Here is a 15,604-nt window from a genome sequence, read left to right as displayed (position 1 = left end):
CCAGCGCAAAGCTGGCCCGTTCAGTTAGTCCATCGTTGAGCGCACGAAACTGACGTATGAAGTCAGATCGAGCAGCCACCCCTGCTGGGCGCTGCTGTAAGTCCGCATGACATCACGCGGCACAACCAGCTGGAGGTTGTGCGCTGCCATCTCGTCGGTCTGGTGGCTGCTGATTGCTGGCTCCAGCGTCAGGAGGTGCTTCCGCTTGATGCGCGCTGCCTCGGCCAGCGCCTGCCGCCAGCGGTCCTTACAGCTGGACTTCGAGGCGAGCATGATCAGCTTGTCGTCGGGATAGGTTTTGTCGTGGTACTTGGCTGCACTAGGGAAAAGGAAGTCCGCTTTCGAGCGGTTTTCCGTCACGGCCTGCCGCTCGAATGGCAGTGAGTTGGCTTCAAAAACCTTCGCCAGATGGTGCTCAAGAGCGTAACCAATCCGCGATTTCCGGCGATTCTGCACGCTCAGGGAGAATTCGACGAAGTGGTCGACATCTCGGAAGCCGGCGTCCAGCTGGGTCTGCACGATCTGCCGTTCAAGAGTACGGAACAGCATTTCTTCATGTTCGATCCACGCCATGAGGGCGGTATCAGGATCAGCAGCTGGTGCAACGCCGACCGGACAGGTTTCACGCGCGAAATCGCTGAAGTCGGTCGTTGTCGGGAAGCGATTGCTGAAGCGCGCCAGGATGCGGTCCAGCCAGTTTTCGTCATACCTGCGGACCTCGATGCCCAGTTCCTCAAGAATGCTGGCCTCGGCCATGTGTACCAGCTGCTGCCCAACAGCCCGGACTTCGAAACCTTTTTCAGGGATTCGGTCGATACCGAACAACCAGCGAATCTGCTGCTCGCTGGTCGAGTTCGGAGGCGTGATTACGACCAGCAGGGAGTCGTCAGGCTTGCGCGCAATCACACAGAAGTCGCCAGCAGTCATCCGCTCGGTGACGGGGTTTTCCCGGTAATAGAGCCGGTACTCGGCAGAACGGTGCGGCTGGTTGAGGCGGGTGTCGTACCAGGTAAGGGTTCCGGCGGCGTTAAGCGGTTCATCCAGCTCGTCATCCACGTACAGGAACGTGCCATCAAGGTAGACCTTCTGTGAGCCAGGGTTTCCGAGAATCTTGGTGAAAGCGTTGGAGCCGATTTCGTGCTGATGGGACTTGGGAGTGGCATCGACCACCGTAAGGTATTTGGCCGCTACGCCGGTGAAATGCTTCCGGAGGCTTTCCATGCTTGGTTCTCGTTGTCCAAAGCGGTCGAGGATAGCCAGGCCGCAACCCGCTCTACAACGGGCAGATAGCCAGCCTTGCGGGCCGCGCGCAACTCGCACTCCCAGACCTCAAGAACCCGCCAGCCAAGCTCGGTCAGGGCCTTTTTCACCTCTGCATCACGCTCGCGGTTGCGCCCGATCTTGCCGAGCCAGAACTCTGTCCGGGTGCCAGGAACCTTGAACAGGTGGCAGTCATGGCCGTGCCAGAAGCAGCCGTGAATCAGGAGAACGCTTCGATAGCGGGGGAACACCAGGTCCGGCTTTCCCGGCAGGTCTTTGACGTGCAGGCGGTAGCGGAAACCGCGGGCGTGCAGCGCACGCCTCACGATCATTTCAGGCTGGGTATCCTTCGAGCGGATACCGGACATCATCTGGCTCCGTTTTTCGGAGCTGACAACATCGGTCATGCAGTAGCTTTCTCTTCAAACCGGTCGGCGATAGCCAGTCGCGGGTCATGCTGCCGGGCGCTCTCGAGGATGGCCTCAACGTGCGGACGCATCAGCTTGGCGATGGCCCTAACCTTGGGAACCACCACCGCATTGCCGAACTGCTTGTACGACTGGGTGTCCGAAACCGGAATTTCAAACAGCGGTTCGCCGGGCATGTCGAAGCCCATCAGGCGGGCACATTCGCGCGGTGTCAGACGGCGCGGGCGCTTGCCCTGCTGGTGCACCAGAATCTCGGAGCCGTCCTTGTAGTACCGGGCCGACAGGGTGCGGGTCACGTCGTCCTTGCCGTTGATGCCGAAACCGAAGCCGTTTCCGGCCGCCTTGTGCTTGTCAGCGTAGGCCTGCAGGTAGTCCCAGAGCTTCTCGGTCAGGGTGTACTTGTCCGCGACCGTGGCCTCGTCGCCAACGGTGAAGGGGGCTTCGGCTTCTTCGTCGCCGTTTTGCGGGTGCAGGATGTCCCCCAGGACCGGCGGTTTTTCGGGGAAAACCAGCTGGTCGAAATCGAACGGCACGTCTTCGCGGAAGCCCACGATGAAGATGCGTTCGCGATGCTGGGGCACCCAGTGCTGCGCATCTACGATGCGGTAGTGGACGTTGTAGCCAAGTTCGTCCTTGAGAGTTTCCATGATGGTCTGGAAGGTGCGGCCCTTGTCGTGCCCCTTCAGGTTCTTCACGTTCTCCAGCAGGAAGGCAGCCGGGCGGTGGTGCGCGATGATGCGGGCTACGTCGAAGAACAGGGTGCCCTGCGTCTTGTCCTCGAAGCCGTGGGCGCGGCCCAGTGAGTTCTTCTTGGACACGCCGGCAATCGAGAACGGTTGGCAGGGGAAGCCGGCCACCAGCACGTCATGCTGGGGAATCTCGCTGGCCTCGATCTTGGTGATGTCGCCGGCCACGTCATGGTCGCAGTCGAAGTTCGCTTGGTAGGTCATGCGGGCGTACTTGTTCCACTCGCTGGTGAACACGCAGCGGCCACCGGCGCCCTCGAATGCCTTGCGCATGCCGCCAATGCCGGCGAACAGGTCGATGAAGCGGAAGGCCGCGTCTGCCTTGTCGGTATGGGTGCGGTTCGCTCGGGCGATACGCTCATTGATCACCTTGAGCGCGAGCTTTTCGGCTGGAACCTGCCCTTTCTCCCAACGGTAAACGGTGCTTTTCGATTTTCCGGTCAGCTCCATCACGTCTTCGATGCTCATGCCGGCTTTTTCGCGCAGCGAAGCAAAGCTGGTCTGGTGGTCATTGGGTGCCATTTTTTTTCCTAAGGGACTGTTTTTCGCATTTTGCATATTCTCGGTATTGGAAAGCCCCATGGCAACCGGGCATCATGCAAAAATCGTAAAAATACTGGAGATCCATACATGGGTAGTGATCTGGAGCGAGCACGCATGGCGCGTCTGCAGCGGCAGATGGCAGTAGCCGGATGGACGCCGGACGCGGAAGCTCTGTCCTGTAACCCAGTGAAGTTGTGGCTCTACAGCGTGAATCTCCACGGCGGGCCGCGCATGGTCACCCAGGCGGGCGCGCAGCTTTACCGGGAAATGCTGTCCGGTGGAGGGCTGATGGGCGAACTTGCCACGCAGGTGCCCGTGCCGGGCGATGCGCTGTCGGACGCGCTGCACTTCTACGACACGCTACAGGAGCCGGATACGGACGCCCGCCAGATGCTGACCATGTACCTTGCGCTCTATGCCCGCAGCACGCGCACATGGGGCATGGTGAAGCCGCTGAACCAGGTCGAGGGGGCGCACTTCTTCGTGTTCGACTGGATGGCTCGGGATGGAAAGACGCGCGTATTGCGCCCGGCCCATCACCACCAGCCGGGGCCGATGAGCGACGATGAGGTGGCCAGCCTGTTCCACTTCGTGCTGGATGCCCATCTGCGGAACCATCCGGCCGACGCCCCAATTTAGGTGCCTGGTGTCGAAAGGGGACGTCGGGGCGTAACCATCATTGGAGGTGGGTCGCCATAGGAGCCGTAGCTGCCATTTACCATAACGCCCGGTATGCGTAGCTCAGCGGCCTGGTCGGCCCCTGACGCACCGTCCCAGCTTGGGACGCTTTGACTCACAGGAGGGGCTGGTGCGCTGTCTTGGCGGCCTGTGGATGTGCCGGAATAGTCCGATGTGGCTGCACTGACCAGATCTGTGGTGGCCCTCGCTGGTTATACTCGAGGGCCACCCTTCAACCTGGACCGAAGCATGAACAAATCCGAACTGATCGCCGCCATCGCTGCTTCTGCTGACCTGCCGAAGACCACCGCAACTGCCGCCCTGGACGCTTTCACGGCCGCCATCACCGGCGCCCTCCAGCAGGGCGAGAACGTCACCCTGGTGGGCTTCGGCACCTTCGAGGTGAAGCAGCGTGCCGCGCGTGAAGGCCGCAATCCGCAGACTGGTGCGGCTGTACAGATCGCCGCTGCCAAGGTGCCGGGCTTCAAGCCGGGCAAGGGTCTGAAAGACGCCCTCAACTGACCGGTGAGGCGTCCCCGGATTTATCTCCCACAACGGTATTCCCGCGACTGCGGGCAGTCATCGTGGAGGGCTCCCACCAGCTAAAACCGGGCACCGCCTGTGAAAGCGGGGAAACCAATGGAATGGAGATGTGACGATGGCCCGACTCAACCTCGACTGGAATGCCGCCCTTTTCCCGTCAACCCGCTACATGGTGCTCATGGACCTCGAAGCCACCACCAGTGGCGACAACCCGGCTCCCGGCGATCTGGTGATCACTGACGACGACTGCGAAATCATCGAGATCGGCCTGGTCGTGATCAACCTCGAGGGCGACCAGGCAGAGCCAACTGCCAAGTTTTCCTCGGTAGTTCGGCCGGTGCTCAACCCTACGCTGACGGCGTACTGCGTCGACTACACCAGCATCAGCCAGGCCGAGGTAGACGGTGCCCCGACCTACCCGGAGGCCAGCGCTGCGCTGACCGAGTTCGTGACCCAGCTCGACGCGCTGCCGGGCGGGTGGTCCTGGGGAAGCTGGGGCGTGTCCGACCTCAAGCTGCTGGAGCGGGAAGCGACCCGCCATGGCTGCGCCAATCCGCTTCCGGCTGGTCGGCATTTCGACCTCAAGTTGATCTTCCAGGCCATGCGCGGCGAGCGAGACGGAACAGGGCAGGCGAAGGCGCTGGAGCGGCTGGACGTAGCCGCACTGGCCAAGGCTCATCGCGCACCTGGTGATGCCCTCAACCTGTCCGCCCTGTTCCGGGTAATGCGCCGCTACGCCATCGCCCAGGCCGCCGCTGTCGAACGCTGGGGCCTCGATCGGGCGCAGAAATGGATGCGCGAAAACTACGCCGAGCTGGGTGGCCGCCGCCCGGCGATCATGCTGCACAACGACGACGAGCTGGCCCAGGTACTCGCAGTAATCGAGCCGGCGCCGGCCATTGAGTACGCACCATGACGCCCAGGACGAGAAAGGCGCTTTTCTTCTACCTCGGCGCACTGCTCGGCATCGCGAGCCACTGCCGGCTGATGAGTTATGCCGCCCTGGCGTCGGCCTATATCCCGCTCAAATACACCCCAGCCGTCGCCGGCAAGGTTTACATTGCCCTGGTGGTGCTGGCCCTGCTGGGCTCCGCGCTGTTGGTGGTCACCAGCTGGTGGCGGTCGGTCTATCGAGAGCGGTCGGCGCCGCTGTTCACTACGGTTTTGACTGGCGTGACCGCATTTTTGGTTGTCGATGCCGTCGGCAACAAACACTACGACGCTTCCTGGCTCGCCCTGGTGTTGATCGCGGTGGTGTTGTTCGCCGGCATCGACAGCGCCCGCGCTCTGAGGCGCGAGCTGAAGCAGAGCGGGGTCAAGTCGGAGAGGAGGGCGTTCTGATGCCACTTCTAATCACACGAGCTGATCTGCCCGGGGCGAACCTGGCCGCAGATGTGCGGCTGTCGGCCGGCCGAGGCTGGCTGCCTCTAGTACGCGAAGCGCTGGCCGATTTGAGCGATCTGAAAATATTGGCGATCCGCGAGGACGCCGGCGCCCTGGTGATCGACACGACCCGTGGCAGCGCCGCCCAGCGCGTGCGCCTGGCCGAGATCCGTGCGGCGTCGCTGCATGTGTGCGAGTTGTGCGGCCGTCGCGGCGAACTGATCTACGAGGGCTTGAAGGACGGCCGCCCGGCCGGCTGGCACCGCACACGCTGTGTGGCGCATCGAGAGTGGCGCACCTGCCCACCGCAGATGTGGCTGGCAAACGATCCGAGCAGCAACGCTTGGCGATTAGCCAGCGCCACGAGCAAAGCTGAAGTCGTATTCGGCGACCGCCAGGCCGCCGTCGAATGGCTGATGGCCCCGGCCATCGGCCTGAATCGGGAGGTTCCAATTGATCTGCTGACCACGCAGGCGGGTTACGAGTTGGTCGACGACTACCTCTCGCGCATCGGGCGCGGGGTCTATTGCTGACGCACGGTCTCCAGGAGGTGAACGATGAGCTGGAAACTGACCTGCCGTGACGCCGGCGACGGCAGCGGCGACGTGATCCTGGAGCTGCCCGACGATCTTCTCCAGGCCGCCGGTATGGCGGTGGGCGACACTCTGGAGCTGGAGCGCGACCCGAACGACAGCACGGCGATCCGGCTGACGAAGGTCGTGCTGTGCGACGTGTGCAACGCCAGTACGGCCGAAACGGGGCACGGCGTGCTGCAGGCGCAGTGGCGCGATGGAGAGGCCGAGGGCATGCGTTTGTGCCGTTCCTGCTTCAACTACGCGATGGCCACGCTCAGGAGCGCGCATCGGGTAAATCACATGTTCGATGACGACGAGCCGGAACAATAAAGAAAAGGAGGAACTATAAAATCCTGAATATGGAGGAGCGTTGCACGGTCACCGTCAGCCAGGACCTGAGTGGCCTCCGCGTTCCAAGTTGGAACGCCTCTGGCCCCGTAAATATGGAGGAGCGTTGCACGGTTCACCGTCAGCCAGGACCTGAGTGGCCTCCGCGTTCCAAGTTGGAACGCCTCTGGCCTCGTAATATGGAGGAGCGTTGCACGGTTCGCCGCCGGCCGAGGGCCTGAGCGCTCCCGTGTTCCAACTTGGAACGCCAGGTCCTTCAATATGGAGGACCGTTGCACGGTTCGGCCCTCAGCTGTCATAGGTGGCCTCCCCGCGGAGAGGAATGTGCAAATTTTGCACATACTGACAGGCTGTCTGCGAATCAGGCAGCCTCGTGACCTGACGGGCATCCTCTTTTATAGGTACTCCCGATGCGAATTCACCCTCTATCCGACCTGCACAACGAGTTCGCCCCCTTCACGCCCGAGGTGAGGGAGGCGGATGTGGTCATCCTGGCGGGCGATATCGACATCGGCGCACGGGGCATCGACTGGGCCAGGCAGGCATTCGACTGCCCCGTGCTGTACGTGCCGGGCAACCACGAGTTCTACCGTGGCCACCTCATCAAGACGCTTCAGACGATGCGGGCTGCCGGCGACGAGCGTGTGCACGTCCTGGACAGGGATGAGGTCGTGATCGGCGGCGTGCGCTTCCTCGGCGCCACGATGTGGACGGACTTCGCCGCCACCGGCAACCCGCGCCTGGCTGCGCTGAGCGCGCAGCAGGAGCTAAAGGATTTCCGCCAGATCCGCACGGAGAACTACCGCCGTATCCGGCCGGCGGATCTGATCGAGCAGGCGGAGAAGGCCCGTGACTGGCTGCGCAGCAAGCTCGCCCAGCCCCATGACGGGCCGACCGTGGTGATCACTCACCACGCCCCGACACTGCGCTCGCTGGAGGAAAACCCCCACGCCGGCACGCCCCTGGATGCGGCCTTCGCGAATGACTGGGAGGATCTGATGGGCGCCGACCGTGTGGCCCTGTGGGTGCATGGCCACACGCATACTTCGGTCGACTTCGAGGTGGCCGGGACGCGGATTGTCTCCAACCAGCGGGGCTATCCGGGGGAGGAGTCGGGGTTCCAGCCGGCCTTGGTCATCGACCTCCAGGCCCTGCTGCCAGCGGATTATGGGCAATTATTGTCGGGGCAATAATTGCCCATAATCGAGGGGCGGCAGCCTAGTCACCCCGCTTCGGCGGGGGAGTCATGCGTTGCCGGCGGCCACCTTTCAAGGCGCGCATGACGGCCCTGATCTTCTCGGCCGAGGCCTCCAGCTCCTCGGGTGAGGCGGCTCGAATCGCATCGATCAACTCCTGCTGCCGGCGGCGTTTGGCCTCCAGGATTTCTTTCATGGCTGACCTCACTCCAACTCGGGCAAGAAGCGCAACTGTTGCTCCAGGTACTCGCGCACCTCCGCGAAATGGCCCTCGACCAGCAGCTCCATGGCGGCCCGGCCAGCGAACGGCGGCGCATCGTTCGGACGGGATACCCAGGAATAGGCGGCCTGGTTTTCACCAAAGATCGTCCGCAGCGCCCGGTGAATGCCCATGAGATGCGAGACCCGCAGTAGCACGTCATGCGGCAGGCCGCAGGCCTGCCATCGCTCCAGCTCGCACGAATTGGTCTGGTCGCCGCAGCCCAGGAGGCGGAGCTGCTGGTCGGGCGAGCAGCCCCAATGGGCCATCAGGTTGTGGAAGAAGGTGAGGGCGACTCGATCTTGGTCAGTCATGATGAGTTCCGTTCCCCTTCTCGGCCAAAGGTCTCAGCCAAGGCACTTGGTTATCGGCCAAATGTCGCGTTACAACGCCTTTGCAGGCATGCGGAGGCCTATTCACTGAGTCAGCTCATGTAACTTGGCCATTTGCTCAGCGAAAGGTGACCTTTGGACGATAGAGCGAGACATTTAGACGATACATCGAGATCTTTGGGCGATACAGAGTGATCGGCTGGCGGGCGGCAGCCCCTAAATATGGAGCTGACGGCCGCAAGAGACTTGGTTCTTGCCCCTTTGCAAGTTGCAAGACCTCACGCAGTCAGGCAGATACCACCGGCCACCGCCCATGAATTGACTCGCACCCCACCGGCGGCAACGACGTGATCACGTAGATCCGCCGCTCCTCGCCGGCAGCCACCAGCAGCCCCTCGATGGCCTGGCCTTCCTCCAGGTCGAACCAGTGCGAGACGCCCGCCGGGTCCTTCTCCATGAAGCGCTCCGCGGCGATCCGCACCTCCTGGGGGTGGAAGCGGGTCCACTTCCCGGCGCTGATCGAATCGACCCGCGCCCAGCCGGTCGCCGGAAGATGTCCCTCCTGTTCCTTGCGGCGGCCCCACGGCAGCCATTCCACCGAGCCGTCCGCCTGCAGCACAGGTAGGGCCGCCTTCGGGTTAGGGAAGTAGACCTTCACCGGTTTGCCGCTTTCCGTGAAGCGGCCTGCTACCTCGACGCCTCCACACATATCGCACCTCCCATCGCAGCCAGGTTGCCGCATTGGCGGCGCTGAATTACTGTATATAAATACAGCATTTAGAGCCCGCAATCATGAGTCTGACACCGCTTGGCCCGCTGCGCGCGTCCGTTCAGCAGGTGCCCCTGTTCTCGAACCTGGTCGCCGCTGGCTTCCCCTCGCCTGCTGAGGATCACATCGAAGCCACGCTGTCCCTGGACGATCTATGCATCCGGCACCCGGCTGCGACCTACCTGCTCCGCGCCGCCGGCGACAGCATGCAGGGCGCCGGGATCTTCGATGGCGACGTGCTGGTGGTGGACCGTTCCATCGAGCCGCGCACCGGCATGATCGTGGTGGCCACCGTGCGCGGCGATTTCACCTGCAAGCGCCTCGAGGCCGAAGACGGTCTGCCCGTCCTGCGCGCCGAGAACCCCCGCTACCAGGACATCCGTTTCGCGTCTGGCGAGGAGCTGGAGGTCTTCGGCGTAGTGGTCGCCGCCGTGCGCCGACTGGCCGCCTGACATGCCCACCTTCGCCTTGGTCGACTGCAACAACTTCTACGTCAGCTGCGAACGCCTGTTCCGGCCGGATCTGCGCGGCTTGCCGGTGGTGGTGCTCAGCAACAACGACGGCTGCGTGGTGAGCCGCAGCAGCGAGGCCAAGGCGCTGGGTATCGCCATGGGTGAGCCCTACTTCAAGCTATGCGAGCTGATCGCCCTGCACGGCATCGAGGTGTTCAGCTCCAACTACGCCCTCTACGGCAACCTCTCTGCGCGCGTCATGAGCGTGCTGCGCGACCTGGCGCCGCGTAGCGAGGTCTACAGCATCGACGAGGCCTTCCTGGATGTAACCGGCCTGCAGGAGCCCTTGCCGCTCTACGGCCGGCGGGTGAAGGCTGAGGTGCAGCGCCTGACCGGTATCCCGGTCTGCGTCGGCATCGCGCCGACAAAGACCCTCGCCAAGCTGGCCAACTGGTGCGCCAAAAAGCACACCAGGAGCGGAGTGGTCGATCTCACCGATCCGGCCCGCCAGGAAAAGTTGCTGCGCCTGGCTCCGGTCAGCGAGGTGTGGGGCATCGGCCGCAAGCTGTCCGCCAAGCTCGAGGCTATGAACGTGGCCACCGCCTGGGATCTCGCCCAGCAGGACGCCGCGTTCATCCGCAAAGCCTTCAGTATCGTCGTCGAGAAGACGGTACGCGAGCTGCGCGGCGAAGCCTGCTTCCTACTGGGGGACGGCCCGGAGCCAAAGAAGATGATCGCCTGCAGCCGCTCCTTCTCTGAGCGGGTCACCGATCCCGGTGACCTGCGCGAAGCGGTGGCCTGCTACACCAGCCGCGCGGCGGAGAAGCTGCGCGGCCAGGGCGACTACTGCCGGCTGCTGCAGGTCTACATCCGCACCAGCGGCTTCAACCCCAACGAGGCGCATTACGGGCGCACGGCCAGCGTGCCGCTACCGTGCCCCAGTCACGACACTCGCGACCTGGTGCAGGCTGCTCTGGCTGGCCTGGAGAGCATCTACCGGCCCGGCTACCGCTACCAGAAGGCCGGTGTGGTACTGATGGACTTCGTGAGCCCCGGGCAGATCCAGGGCGACCTGTTCGCGCCGGCGCTGCGGCCTGGCAGCGAGGCGTTGATGGCCACCCTCGACAAGATCAACGCGCGCATGGGCCGCGGCACCGTGCGGCTGGCCCGGGTGCCGGCGGCGCCGGGCTGGGGGATGCGTCAGGAGCTGAAGTCGCCGGGGTATGTGAGTCGGTGGGGGGAGCTGCGGGAGGTTCGATAGGGTGAAGCACCTCCGCGCCGCGCGATGAAAGTGATATTATTCTTTCGCTTTATCCGAGATGGTGAAGGAATAATTTCGCTATGGCTAAGAAAACGGCCCCACTTCTACCCTCTACCAACCTGCTGCTCATCCAGCTCGGTGAGCGCTTGCGTCTGGCCCGCCTGCGCAGAAAGCTGACAGCAAAGCAGGTCGCTGAGCGCGCTGGGATGTCACAGGTGACCTTGCGCGGCTTGGAGCGTGGCAACTCAGGCGTGACCATCGGGGCGTACCTGTCAGTCATGCAGGTTCTAGGGATTGAAAAGGATCTGGCCAAGATCGCAGACGTGGATGAGGTAGGCCGGCACCTTCAGGATGCTGGGCTGGTGAAAACCAGATCGGTCAGGAAACCATCATCGTCGCAACGCGATGGCTCCATCACTGCGATAAAGCAGTTGCCACCCGCTCCGTTGTCACGCCGTACGCGGGAGCAGGATTACCCACACGAGTCGCCCGCGACGGCGACCAGCAGTGCCGAGCTTGCGGCACTGCTCTCACCGTGGAAGAAGAAGCCTTCCAACAAGGACGATGAGCAATGAGCAAGATGATCGGGGTGTATGCCGACTGGGAAGGGCTTCCTGAGCCTAAGCGGCTCGGCTGGTTGCATGCCCGAATCTCACGCCAGTCGGAGCTTTTCGAGTTCGAGTATGACTCGGCGGCACTACGTGATCCGGCGTTGAACCAGATACAGATCGATCCGCGCATAGGTCTCTTTGAAGGTCCTCAGTTTCCGGGCGAAGGGCAAGACAAATTCGGTGTTTTCGCGGACTCATGCCCTGATCGTTGGGGACGGTTGCTGATGAAGCGGCGCCTTGAGCGTGATATTCGAGAGGGGGCACTTCCTAGCGGAACTCGGCTGCATGAGTCTGATTATCTGCTGGGGGTGCATGACCATTATCGAGCCGGCGCGCTCCGATATCGACTGAATGACGAGGGCAGCTTTCTCGACGACCGCGACAATATTGCCGCTCCTCCTTTTGTCGCGCTTCGCGATCTCGAGCGTGCAAGCCTGGCTCTGGAGCGTGACCCAGATAACATCTCCGCCGATGGGCGTGAGTGGCTGCGTATGCTCATAGCCCCTGGCGGCTCACTGGGTGGCGCACGCCCGAAGGCCAGCGTTGTCGACGAATATGGGTGCCTCTGGATTGCCAAGTTTCCGAGTGTTCGCGACGAATACGATGTCGGCGCCTGGGAAATGGTGGTGAACGCGCTGGCTCGCGGCTGCGGGTTGCGTGTGGCTGATGGCTTATCCAAACGCTTCGCCAGCGAGCACCACTGTTTCATGGTTAAGCGCTTTGATCGTACCGATACAGGTCGCAGACTACATTTTGCCTCGGCCATGACCCTTACTGGGCATGTAGACGGCGATGATGCCAGTACGGGGGCAAGCTACCTAGAACTCGCAGAGGTACTGATCCGGCACGGCGCGGAGACTAACGCAGACCTCCGCGAGCTTTGGTCGCGCATTGTGTTCAATATCCTAGTGTCGAACACCGATGATCACCTGCGAAACCACGGCTTTATCCTGAAACCCGGGATCGGATGGCGGCTATCTGACGCTTATGACATGAACCCTGTTCCCATCGCCAGCGGCTTGAAGCTGAACATCACGGAGGCGGACAACGCACTGGACTTGGAGCTGGCTCGAGAGGTGGCAGAGTTTTTTCGCCTAAGCAGAGCCGAGGCCGACGAGATCATCTCGAACTTCCAGGAAATCGTCAGTCAGTGGCGAATCATTGCTGGAGGGTTACGACTCTCTGCGCGCGAACAAGACATCATGGCTCCCGCATTCCGCTTGGCTGAGGCGTGAGGAGAGATACCGGCCCGCTACCGCCACCAGAAGGCCGGCGTGATGAAGTGTGTCAGCCCCGGGCCAGCGCTCTCATGAGGCGCACCTCGACTGAAAAAGCGCGCCGCGTGACCTGATCGCTCCCGCCTCCTTCTTCTACTGCTGTCACACCAACTTGGATGTTTTCGTGAATCTGCTTCGCCCGCTTGCCCTGCTCTCCAGCCTGTTCCTCCTGTGCGGCTCCACCTTGGCCGCCGACATCCAACCGCCCCGCACATTCAAGGAAGCCAAGAAGATCGCTTGGAAGCTGTATGCCGGCCACGAGAAGACTTTCTACTGCGGCTGCGAATACAAGGGGAACCGCGTCGACCTAGAGAGTTGCGGCTACCAGCCGCGCAAGAATGCCAACCGCGCCGGTCGTATCGAATGGGAGCACGTAGTGCCAGCCTGGGTGATCGGCCACCAGCGGCAATGCTGGCAGAACGGCGGCCGCAAGAACTGCACGGCCAACGACCCGGTGTTCAGCAAGGCCGAGGCAGATCTGCACAACCTGGTGCCGAGCATCGGCGAGGTCAACGGCGACCGCAGCAACTTCGCCCTGGGCATGCTGAGCGACAAGCCCAGCCAGTACGGCGCCTGCCCCATGGTGGTCAACTTCAAGCAGAAGACCGCCATGCCACCGGAGCGCACGCGCGGTGCCGCCGCGCGGATCTACCTGTACATGGCCGACCGCTACCGGCTGCGCCTGTCGAAGCTCGACCGCCGCGTCTACGAGGCTTGGAGCCGCCAGTACCCCGTCAGCGAGTGGGAGCGGTGGCGTAACCAGGCCAACGCCTGTGCGATGGGATGGGGGAATCCGTATGTGGGAGAAATTAATCTGGCCCGCTGCCGCCAAACTCTGGGTAGGCGTTGAAACTGAAAACACCAGAATCGAGCGACTAGGCGGTAGTCACTTTTGGTTAAAGGCATATCATCAGTAACTTATGTAAGTTACTGATGATATGTAAGTTACTGATATTACTCGTCATCGTCATCGAGCACTTCGGTGAGTGGTTCGCTTTTCGATGCCTTTTCGAGGATGGCCAGCAGCTCAGCGCGCTCGAGCTCAAGCAGAGCCATCACGCCCGCTCGCACCACGTCAGATCGACTAGCCCGGAAATGCCGCGGGGCAAGCGACAGTTTGTCGATTTGCTTGTTAACCGTCTTGCTCAACGAAAACGTGGTGCGAACGTAGTTGGCCTTTGATTTTTTGCGCTTTCGTGCCTCCGCAGGGATGGTGCTTACAGGAGCTCCTGCGATGAACGCCTCGGCCGCTGCGTCAGTATCTATAGCGGCAGCTCCCTCAGCTTTGGGCGGACGGATGAGACTTTTCAAGCCCATCTAAAATCCCTCCACAGCTCTGTAGCCAGAGCTTCAATTTCTTCAATAGCACGAGGGTCTGCACCGCTCTCCAAGACAGAGCAGCCGTTTTCATCGGCATCATCGTAGACGTTTCGTGCGGTTGTGATCGCGTTGAGAGCTTCAATGCCAAAAGACTTACAAGCATCTTTCGCATCCAGAATGCGCTGTACCTGGCTGGGGAGTGCAGGGCATTGCGTGATGACGGCCCGAATAGTCAGCTCCGGATTAACTGCCAAAGCCAATCGCGCCAAATTTTCTACATTCGGCAGGGTCTTGAGGTCGCGGCGCTTCGGCCGAAAAGGAATGAGCATGTGCGTAGCAACCGTCATCGCGGAGCGAAGCGCTTCGGAGTCCGCCCCGCCTGCGTCGACAACAATCTGCCGATAACGGTTACGGAGGTCGAGCAGGGTCTGTCGAATGTTGCCGTGTGCCTGTACAACAGGAATTGGAGGGAGATTGCCTTCGGCCCGTTCAGCCGCCCAGTCAGCGGTTGTGCCTTGCGGGTCTGCATCAAGCAGCAGTACGTCCCCCCCACGCGCCTGGATCCATACAGCCAAGTTTTGAGCGAGGCAGCTTTTCCCGCTCCCCCCCTTCTCACCGCCTAGCAGCAAAATCATACGTGCCCACCAATGAAGTAATGTACTTAACTTACGTAAGTCTATGCGTGGCGAAGATGGTACGCAATGGCCTGCTCAAGGATCTTTATCTGCCGGATCGCGAGGGGACGATCATCAATGCGAGCATCGTCTGCGCGCCGCGTCCTATGGGTAGGCTGCAGTGAAGGAGCCGGGGCGCTGAATCGCCGGCAAACCGATGTCGAGGCGCGCTGAGCGTAGAAGCACGGCATACAAGCTGTCGGTCAGCGTAGATCGCGGGCGCAAGCAGACCCGCTGTGCGTAGCGGTGAGCCATGGCAGCGAGACCGATACCCGGTGCCTGGCCGAGTATGTCCGGATGGTGGAATAGGCGGAAGAGATGTCGAGCCAGCTGGAATGAATTTAGCCGGACCTTCCCAGCGATGGACCGGGTACGACAGCGCATCTGTTACGTAACTTATTCAAATTAATTTCGCGACGTAACTTATGTAAGTTATTTAACTTAGGCGGATTAATCTATGCGAATAACTTACGTAAGTTTTAAGCGCGAAATATATTTCACAAGGCTTAGAGGAGAAATTCTTTAGCGGAAATCCGAGGCCCATGAGGGTTCCAATGAGCGTAATAAGTGCTCGATTTTTCTGCGGACTTTGGCTTGCAGATGGACGGTTTGGAGTGCTACCGTTGCAGCGCACTGCAAGTCTTGGGCCTGAGAAGCCAGCGTGGCGGTAGGAAAGGCTTGCGGGAGAACGATATGGAGTGATGCCGACAGGCAATCAAATTCAGAAACCAAAAAGCCCGGCTAGCAGGCCGGGCTTTTGGGGAAGCATATGAAGGGGGAAAGGTCTTGGCGGACAAGCCCCCTTCACCACACAAGTGAGCAGATTATGGCTTTCACTGCGCTTTCGCGCAACCTTAAAAAGTGCCTTTTGTCACTAGCTCACTGCCAGGATGGCGGTGGTGTATGGCACTACTGATCAGTTCAAAACCCGCCCCACACCATCCCTCCG

Annotated in this window: 20 protein-coding genes; 12 read left to right on the top strand and 8 right to left on the bottom strand. The window is 61.5% G+C overall.

Going from position 1 to position 15,604, the window contains the following annotated elements:
* Positions 1-24 precede the first annotated feature (24 nt).
* From KRX52_RS10690 to dcm, 3 genes are read right to left on the bottom strand one after another with little or no spacing between them, the layout of a single operon-like run.
* Entirely contained in the window at positions 25-1,221 is a 1,197-nt protein-coding gene (locus KRX52_RS10690; protein WP_217681726.1) for a type II restriction endonuclease, read from the bottom strand.
* Positions 1,188-1,667 carry a very short patch repair endonuclease gene (locus tag KRX52_RS10685; protein ID WP_217681725.1) on the bottom strand — a complete coding sequence of 160 codons (480 nt, stop codon included), beginning with the start codon at positions 1,665-1,667 and terminating at the stop codon, positions 1,188-1,190. The genes KRX52_RS10690 and KRX52_RS10685 overlap by 34 nt, the downstream gene beginning before the upstream one ends.
* On the bottom strand, positions 1,664-2,956 hold the full coding sequence (gene dcm, locus KRX52_RS10680; RefSeq protein ID WP_302850367.1) for a DNA (cytosine-5-)-methyltransferase: 1,293 nt from the start codon (positions 2,954-2,956) through the stop codon (positions 1,664-1,666). The genes KRX52_RS10685 and dcm overlap by 4 nt, the downstream gene beginning before the upstream one ends.
* Positions 2,957-3,091: 135 nt before the next feature.
* Here dcm and KRX52_RS10675 point away from each other — a divergent pair, with 135 nt between their 5' ends.
* From KRX52_RS10675 to KRX52_RS10645, 7 genes are all read left to right on the top strand, one after another.
* The gene (locus KRX52_RS10675) at positions 3,092-3,616 is read left to right on the top strand and encodes a hypothetical protein (protein ID WP_217681724.1); all 525 of its coding nucleotides are present in this window, start codon (positions 3,092-3,094) and stop codon (positions 3,614-3,616) included.
* Between the two features lie 288 nt (positions 3,617-3,904).
* Positions 3,905-4,177 carry an HU family DNA-binding protein gene (locus KRX52_RS10670; RefSeq protein WP_217681723.1) on the top strand — a complete coding sequence of 91 codons (273 nt, stop codon included), beginning with the start codon at positions 3,905-3,907 and terminating at the stop codon, positions 4,175-4,177.
* Between the two features lie 136 nt (positions 4,178-4,313).
* Positions 4,314-5,114: an exonuclease domain-containing protein gene (locus KRX52_RS10665; RefSeq protein WP_217681722.1), complete on the top strand. Its 801-nt coding sequence runs from the start codon at positions 4,314-4,316 to the stop codon at positions 5,112-5,114.
* The gene (locus KRX52_RS10660) at positions 5,111-5,539 is read left to right on the top strand and encodes a hypothetical protein (protein ID WP_217681721.1); all 429 of its coding nucleotides are present in this window, start codon (positions 5,111-5,113) and stop codon (positions 5,537-5,539) included. Before KRX52_RS10665 ends, KRX52_RS10660 begins: the two co-directional genes overlap by 4 nt.
* A complete protein-coding gene (locus KRX52_RS10655; protein WP_217681720.1) occupies positions 5,539-6,114 on the top strand; it encodes an antitoxin Xre/MbcA/ParS toxin-binding domain-containing protein in 576 nt (191 codons plus the stop codon). Before KRX52_RS10660 ends, KRX52_RS10655 begins: the two co-directional genes overlap by 1 nt.
* 24 nt (positions 6,115-6,138) lie before the next feature.
* Positions 6,139-6,486, top strand: coding sequence for a hypothetical protein (locus tag KRX52_RS21065; RefSeq protein ID WP_367890532.1), 348 nt, complete (start codon positions 6,139-6,141; stop codon positions 6,484-6,486).
* 428 nt (positions 6,487-6,914) lie between these two features.
* On the top strand, positions 6,915-7,697 hold the full coding sequence (locus KRX52_RS10645) for a metallophosphoesterase (RefSeq protein WP_217681719.1): 783 nt from the start codon (positions 6,915-6,917) through the stop codon (positions 7,695-7,697).
* A gap of 25 nt (positions 7,698-7,722) precedes the next feature.
* On the opposite strand, the gene KRX52_RS10640 is transcribed toward KRX52_RS10645, so the two are convergent.
* From KRX52_RS10640 to KRX52_RS10630, 3 genes are all read right to left on the bottom strand, one after another.
* Positions 7,723-7,896: a hypothetical protein gene (locus KRX52_RS10640; protein WP_217681718.1), complete on the bottom strand. Its 174-nt coding sequence runs from the start codon at positions 7,894-7,896 to the stop codon at positions 7,723-7,725.
* 8 nt (positions 7,897-7,904) lie between these two features.
* Positions 7,905-8,273, bottom strand: coding sequence for an MbcA/ParS/Xre antitoxin family protein (locus KRX52_RS10635; RefSeq protein ID WP_217681717.1), 369 nt, complete (start codon positions 8,271-8,273; stop codon positions 7,905-7,907).
* Positions 8,274-8,577: 304 nt separating this feature from the next.
* Positions 8,578-8,949 (bottom strand): hypothetical protein, encoded by a 372-nt coding sequence (locus KRX52_RS10630; RefSeq protein WP_217681716.1) that lies wholly within the window; start codon positions 8,947-8,949, stop codon positions 8,578-8,580.
* A gap of 134 nt (positions 8,950-9,083) precedes the next feature.
* Between KRX52_RS10630 and KRX52_RS10625 the strand changes: the two genes are divergently transcribed.
* The 5 genes from KRX52_RS10625 to KRX52_RS10605 all read left to right on the top strand — a co-directional run bounded on the left by KRX52_RS10625 (position 9,084) and on the right by KRX52_RS10605 (position 13,511).
* The gene (locus KRX52_RS10625; protein ID WP_217681715.1) at positions 9,084-9,512 is read left to right on the top strand and encodes a LexA family protein; all 429 of its coding nucleotides are present in this window, start codon (positions 9,084-9,086) and stop codon (positions 9,510-9,512) included.
* A 1-nt stretch (position 9,513) separates the two neighbouring features.
* Complete coding sequence (umuC, locus tag KRX52_RS10620) at positions 9,514-10,773, top strand: translesion error-prone DNA polymerase V subunit UmuC (RefSeq protein ID WP_217681714.1); 1,260 nt, start codon at positions 9,514-9,516, stop codon at positions 10,771-10,773.
* 80 nt (positions 10,774-10,853) lie between these two features.
* Positions 10,854-11,348, top strand: a complete 495-nt coding sequence (locus tag KRX52_RS10615; RefSeq protein WP_217681713.1) for a helix-turn-helix domain-containing protein — start codon at positions 10,854-10,856, stop codon at positions 11,346-11,348.
* Positions 11,345-12,619 (top strand): type II toxin-antitoxin system HipA family toxin, encoded by a 1,275-nt coding sequence (locus KRX52_RS10610; protein ID WP_254797512.1) that lies wholly within the window; start codon positions 11,345-11,347, stop codon positions 12,617-12,619. Before KRX52_RS10615 ends, KRX52_RS10610 begins: the two co-directional genes overlap by 4 nt.
* A gap of 166 nt (positions 12,620-12,785) precedes the next feature.
* On the top strand, positions 12,786-13,511 hold the full coding sequence (locus KRX52_RS10605) for an endonuclease (RefSeq protein WP_437439699.1): 726 nt from the start codon (positions 12,786-12,788) through the stop codon (positions 13,509-13,511).
* Positions 13,512-13,615: 104 nt separating this feature from the next.
* Here the strand turns inward: KRX52_RS10605 and KRX52_RS10600 are convergent, their stop codons facing one another.
* Positions 13,616-13,978 (bottom strand): hypothetical protein, encoded by a 363-nt coding sequence (locus tag KRX52_RS10600; RefSeq protein WP_217681712.1) that lies wholly within the window; start codon positions 13,976-13,978, stop codon positions 13,616-13,618.
* Positions 13,969-14,616: a nucleotide-binding protein gene (locus tag KRX52_RS10595; protein ID WP_217681711.1), complete on the bottom strand. Its 648-nt coding sequence runs from the start codon at positions 14,614-14,616 to the stop codon at positions 13,969-13,971. The genes KRX52_RS10600 and KRX52_RS10595 overlap by 10 nt, the downstream gene beginning before the upstream one ends.
* Between the last annotated feature and the right edge of the window lie 988 nt (positions 14,617-15,604).

The organism is Geopseudomonas aromaticivorans, assembly GCF_019097855.1.
GTDB lineage: Bacteria > Pseudomonadota > Gammaproteobacteria > Pseudomonadales > Pseudomonadaceae > Geopseudomonas > Geopseudomonas aromaticivorans.
Note: the sequence above shows the minus strand (reverse complement) of the source record. Positions and strands in the feature narration are given on the sequence as shown.